This window comes from Paludisphaera soli (assembly GCF_011064595.1).
GTDB lineage: Bacteria > Planctomycetota > Planctomycetia > Isosphaerales > Isosphaeraceae > Paludisphaera > Paludisphaera soli.
On sequence record NZ_JAALJI010000075.1, the window covers coordinates 1 to 5,573 of the forward strand.

2 protein-coding genes are annotated in these 5,573 nt (G+C 70.9%); both read right to left on the reverse strand.

Annotation, left to right across the window (positions count from 1 at the left end; translation table 11 throughout):
* Positions 1 to 46: 46 nt before the first annotated feature.
* Entirely contained in the window at positions 47 to 2,605 is a 2,559-nt protein-coding gene (locus G6O68_RS31305) for an excinuclease ABC subunit UvrA (protein WP_165253602.1), read from the reverse strand.
* 341 nt (positions 2,606 to 2,946) lie between these two features.
* Positions 2,947 to 4,641, reverse strand: coding sequence for a GH39 family glycosyl hydrolase (locus G6O68_RS31310; protein WP_165253604.1), 1,695 nt, complete (start codon positions 4,639 to 4,641; stop codon positions 2,947 to 2,949).
* Positions 4,642 to 5,573: the final 932 nt, after the last annotated feature.

Consider the following 5,573-nt stretch of genomic DNA (forward strand, 5'->3'; position numbering starts at 1 on the left):
TAGCCGTCCATGCGGACCCCGCGACATGGGTCGAGGGGCATGGCCCTCACGGCGTGGCCGCCAAGTCGAGGGATCGCGCAAGATAGGGGGCCGTCCGGCTCTCGGGGGAGGCGGCGACTTCCGCCGGCGTTCCCGACGCGACCACCCGCCCCCCCTCGTCGCCGGCGCCGGGGCCGATGTCGACGACCCAATCGCTCGCCGCCACGACGAGCATCTCGTGTTCGACGACGATCACCGTGTTCCCCGACGCGACCAGGCCGTCGAGCTGCCGCATCAGCTTCTCCACGTCGGCCGGGTGCAGGCCGGTTGTCGGCTCGTCGAGGACGTAGAGGGAGTCGCCCCGCTGGGACCGCTGCAGCTCGGTCGCGAGCTTGATCCGCTGCGCCTCGCCGCCCGACAGCTCGGTGGCCGGCTGGCCGAGCCGGAGGTACCCCAGGCCGACGTCGTGCAGGACGTCGAGCGGGCGCAGCACCTGCACCTCGTCGGCGAAGAACTCGCGCGCGGCGTCGACGGTCATCCCGAGGACGTCGGCGATGCTCTCCCCCCGATACTTGATCTCGAGCGTCTCGGCGTTGTAGCGGGCGCCGCGGCAGGCCGGACAGGGGGCGTAGACGCTCGGCAGGAAGAGCAGCTCGACCATGACGAAGCCCTCGCCCCGGCAGTTCTCGCACCGGCCCTTGGCGACGTTGAAGGAGAACCGCCCGGCGTCGTAGCGGCGGGCCCGCGCCAGTTTGGTCTCGGCGAAGAGCCGGCGAATGGGGTCGAACAGCCCCGTGTAGGTGGCGAGGTTCGACCGCGGCGTCCGACCGATCGGCTTCTGATCGACGCGCACGAGTCGGCGAAGCCCCCCCAGGCCGCCGACGATCTCCCCGCCGGTGCTGGCCGAGGCCGGCCGCTCCAGCGGGTCGGCGTCCTCGTCCTCCGACGCGACCTCGTGCCCCAGGGACCCGGCGACCAGATCGACCAGGACCTGGCTCACCAGGCTCGACTTCCCCGAGCCCGAGATGCCCGTGACGCTCGTGAACACCCCGAGCGGAAAGGCGACGTCGATCCCACGGAGGTTGTTGCGGCTGACCCCCGCCAGGCGGAGCCAGCCCCGGGGCGTGCGGGGCGTCCGCGCGGGGGCGGCGTGCTCCCGGAAGAGATAGCGCCGGGTCCGTGAAGCCTCGACCCCGGCGAGGCCCGACGGGGGGCCGCTGTAGAGGATCTCACCGCCGTGCTGGCCGGCCTCGGGGCCGACGTCGACGATCCAGTCGGCGTGCCGGACCACGTCGAGGTCGTGCTCGACGACGAAGAGGGAGTTGCCGGACGCCTTGAGTCGGTCGAGCGCGCGCAGCAGCGCCTCGGTGTCGGACGGGTGCAGGCCCGCCGAGGGCTCGTCCAGCACGTAGACGACTCCGAACAGGTTGGAGCGGACCTGCGTCGCGAGCCGGAGCCGCTGCAATTCGCCGGGCGAGAGCGTGGGCGTGCCGCGGTCCGGCGCCAGGTAGCCGAGGCCGAGGTCGAGCAGCACGGACAGCCTCGCGACGACGTCGCAGGCGATCCGCTTGACGACCAGCGCCTTCTCCGGGTGCTCCTTGATGAGCTTCGCCAGGCCGGGGGCCGTCCCTTCGGCATAGGGCTTGAGGACGCCGGAGAGCCGCGCCATCGGCAGGGCCGAGAGGTCGGCGATGTCCCGCCCGGCGAACGTCACCGCGAGCGCCTCGCGACGGAGCCGCTTGCCACCGCACGCAGGGCAGTCGGCCCCGGTCATGAACTGCAGCGCGCGCTTCCGCATCAAGGCGCTCTGCGACTTGGCGAAGCTGTTCAGGACGTGCCGCCGGGCGCCGGTGAAGGTGCCCATGTAGCTCGGCCCCTCCTTTCGCTTCAGGGCCTTCTTCACCTCATCGGCCGTGTACCCCGAGTAGACCGGCACGGTCGGCTGCTCGTCGGTGAAGAGGATCCAATCGCGGTCCTTCTTCGGCAGGTCGCGCCAGGGTGTGTCGACGTCGACGCCGAGCGTCATGAGGATCTCGCGAAGGTTCTGCCCCTGCCACGCGGTCGGCCAGGCGGCGACGGCCCGCTGTCGGATCGTCAGCGAGTCGTCGGGCACCATCGACCGCTCGGCCACCTCGTAGACCCGCCCCAGGCCGTGGCACTCGGGGCAGGCCCCCTCGGGGGTGTTCGGCGAGAACGACTCGGCATAGAGGATCCCCTGGCCCGGAGGATACTCGCCGGCGCGGGAGTAGAGCATCCGGAGCAGGTTCGAGAGCGTCGTGACGCTGCCGACCGACGAGCGGGCCGAGGGCGACCCGCGCTGCTGCTGGAGCGCCACGGCCGGCGGCAGCCCGTCGATCTGGTCGACCTCCGGCACGCCGAGCTGGTGGAACAGCCGTCGCGCGTAGGGCGAGACCGACTCCAGGTAGCGACGCTGCGCCTCGGCGTAGAGCGTGCCGAAGGCGAGCGACGACTTGCCCGAGCCGGAGACGCCCGTGAAGACGACGAGGGCGTCGCGCGGGATGCGGAGGTCGACGTTTTTGAGGTTGTGCTCGCGCGCCCCGCGCACGCGGACGAATCCGTCGGAGCCGGAGGTCGTTGCAGGATCGGCGTGGTCGGCATCTTCCATCGGGGTCGCTCGCCATCCCGCGCGGTGTCGCATCGCTTACCGATTACATCGACAGGATGTGCGGCCGCAAAAGGCATGCCACGGGCCAGTCGGCATCAAAGCGGTGGATGAACTCCCGAATCGTCCGGCACCCGATCGTGCGAATGTCCAGCGGGGAGCTCAAGCACTGACAGTGTCAGCCTCAGCAACCATCCGAGGGCGTCCCCTCGGAGATGTGCAGCCGATCCTTGGCCGAGCGGCTCGAATAAACGCCCCACCGGAGAGTGCGTCGGTCCGCCATGCCTACGCGCCCTCGGGCGGTTCTCGACCTGCCGGACGAGCTCGCGAAGGCGTCGCCGGAGTCACCGCCCCAACTCCAGGCGCAGCAGCGAGACGCCGTGGAGCGGCAGGCTGAGGCGGAGCTTCAGGGCCCCGCCCTCCACGCGGACGCGCCCCGGCGATTCGAGCGGAGCCAGACGCGAGGCCAGTTCCAGTTCGGCGACCTGCTCGGCGGTCGGCCGCTCGGGCGAGCCCATCCGCTTCCACGCCTCGAACGAGTTGCCGTGCCGCCGGTCGACGCGATAGTGATGCAGCAGGGCCGACGCCGCCCCCTGCGGGAGTCCGCGCACGTCGACGGTGATGTCGGCCTCGGGGCCGGGCACGTCGTCGTCGTGGTAGTGCCAGACGAGGATCGCGAGCCGATCGCCGTCGATCGCCGCCCGCGCCGCGACGTCCGGGGCCCCGCGCACGCCGGCGGCCACGACGTCATCCAGCCGGACCTCGGCGGAACTCTCCGCGGCGACGCGACGCCCGTCCATCAGGCTGAACATGCGGAAGATGTTCAGCACGGGCAGGTCGATCCCGTTCGTCGCCAGGGCGCGGAACCCCGCGAAGAACGGCTGGTCCTCGAACTCGAACGCCCAGGTCAGCGCCCCCTCGAGATTCACCCCCGCACGCTCGGCCAGTTCGAGCTTGCGCGGGAAGCTCGCCGCCGTGTAGCTCGAATACATCGTGCCGTTGCGATAGCCGAACTGCGGCCCCTGGCACGCGGCGCACCCCTCGGGGTCCGACTCGCCGATGATGATCGGCGTCTTCCTCAGCTCGGGGAACGACGCGACGAGCCGGAACGCCTGGTCCATCGTCTTCAGGTGGGCGGAGATCCCCATGCGGACGTGCCCGTCCACGACCGAGGGCGCCCCCTTCGCGTGGAACGAGACGAAATCGAGCGGCGTGCCGACTTTCCCCGTCGCGGCGTTGGTCCCCCGCAGGCAGTGCTCCAGGAAGTCGTGCGTCCACCGGCCGCCCCCCCCTGCCGCCTCGGGCCCGCCGACCCGGGCCGTCGGCAGCGCCCGCCTCACGGCCGCGACGGCGTGGTCGTTGAGCTTGTAGAACTCCTCGGGCGTTCCACGCCAGTAGCCGATGTTCGGCTCGTTCCAGGCCTCCCAGTACCACGACTCGACCTCGGCGCGGCCGTATTTGTCGACGCAGTGCTTCGCCCACTGGTAGACCAGTTCGCCCCACTTCTCGTAGTCCTTCGGCGGGTAGGCCCAGCCGGTGTAGATCTCGTCGTATTTCGCCCGGGGCGTCCAACGGTGCTGGTACGGCTCGGGCTTGACCGACATCTCCTTCGGCATGAATCCGATCTGCACATAGGGCTTCACGCCCCGCTCCAAGTAGGCGTCGAAGATCCGATCGACGATCGTCCAGTCGTAGATCGGCCGGCCGTCCGCGTCCTCCCGGTAGGCCCCGGTCGAGCCCCACTTGAGCGCCGGCGTGCCGTCGCCGGAAGTGAGCAGGTTGTGGGCGCGGAAGTAGACCGAGCCGGGCCGGAGCCGCCCGAGTTCGCCGAGGAGCTTCCGGCCGTCTTTCATGTAGGCGTAGTTCGGCTCATCCGCGCCGAAGAAGCGCCAGATCGGCGGCAAGGGGGCCCCGACGCGTGCGGCGTCGACGGCGATCGCGACGGGGAACGCCTCCGGCCCGTCGCCCGGCTCGACGCCCGCTCGGGCCGGCAGGACGAGGAGGGCGAGGAGGGCGATCGAGGCGGCCTTGGCGGTCATGATGCGGCTCCGAATCGCGACGGATCCCGGGATGGCGGCGGCCCGGGGCGGCTCCCGATCGCGCCCCGCCCCCCAGGTTAGTGGCGTCGCGCCCGTCCGCCTAGACCCTCCCTGTGGGATCGCGGCCGCGGTCGACCCGGGATCGCCGCGAGATCGGGCATGGCTCCATCCCACGGACGCGATTTCTACGGGCCTTCGAGAAGGCCGGCTGCGGTGGACTGCCTCGGTCCGCCAAGCCGACGCGCGTGCCGGAGTCGCCTCTTGCCGACCGGAGGTTGGATCGTCTCTGATGCCGCCGCACCTCTCCACTTCCGGACGATCATCGCCACGGCCCGTGAACCCGTACCGCCCGGTATCCAACCGACGCCACCGAGAATCCATCGAAGTTCGATGTCCAGGCCATCGAGTCGTCGCTGGACGCATCACTTTCAGCAAAGGACCGACGGGTGGATTCACGACGTGGACGTCCCTCGCCTCGATCGCGCCGTAGAACGCTTGAGAGACGCCCGGCAGCCTCGATCCTCACAGAGGCTACTCTTCGAGTCGCCCCTGAACTAGGACGCCGGGATGGGTCCTGGGCGGGTGCTTCGCGACGTCGACGAACCGTGGAACTCCGAGACGTGGACCCCGTCCAAGGGCTCGGCTCCGAAGTCTGACAGACCCCTCATCCTCGTCGATCGCGACGGTGGCCCGGCCCCAGGGCCGTGCAACTCGCTCTTAGTCGACGACGAACCCCTTGGCCCGCGGCCGGGCCGCCGCCTCACGACGGCCGTCGCGGCCGTACGCGCAGGCCGGCTCGCCCCCCCCCTCCCCACCAGCCTCGGCTCCTCGCCGTCTCCGGCGGTCGGGCTCGGGCTTGCTTTCGGCCGGGTGCGCGAGATGATGCTCCCGGGGCCCTCCGGGGCCGGCGCGAGACGACGAGCACCGCCGCG

Bases quoted from the DNA above. Each gene is read 5' to 3' on its own strand.
- G6O68_RS31305 (WP_165253602.1), bottom strand. From the start codon at position 2,605: ATGGAAGATGCCGACCACGCCGATCCTGCAACGACCTCCGGCTCCGAC.
- G6O68_RS31310 (WP_165253604.1), bottom strand. From the start codon at position 4,641: ATGACCGCCAAGGCCGCCTCGATCGCCCTCCTCGCCCTCCTCGTCCTG.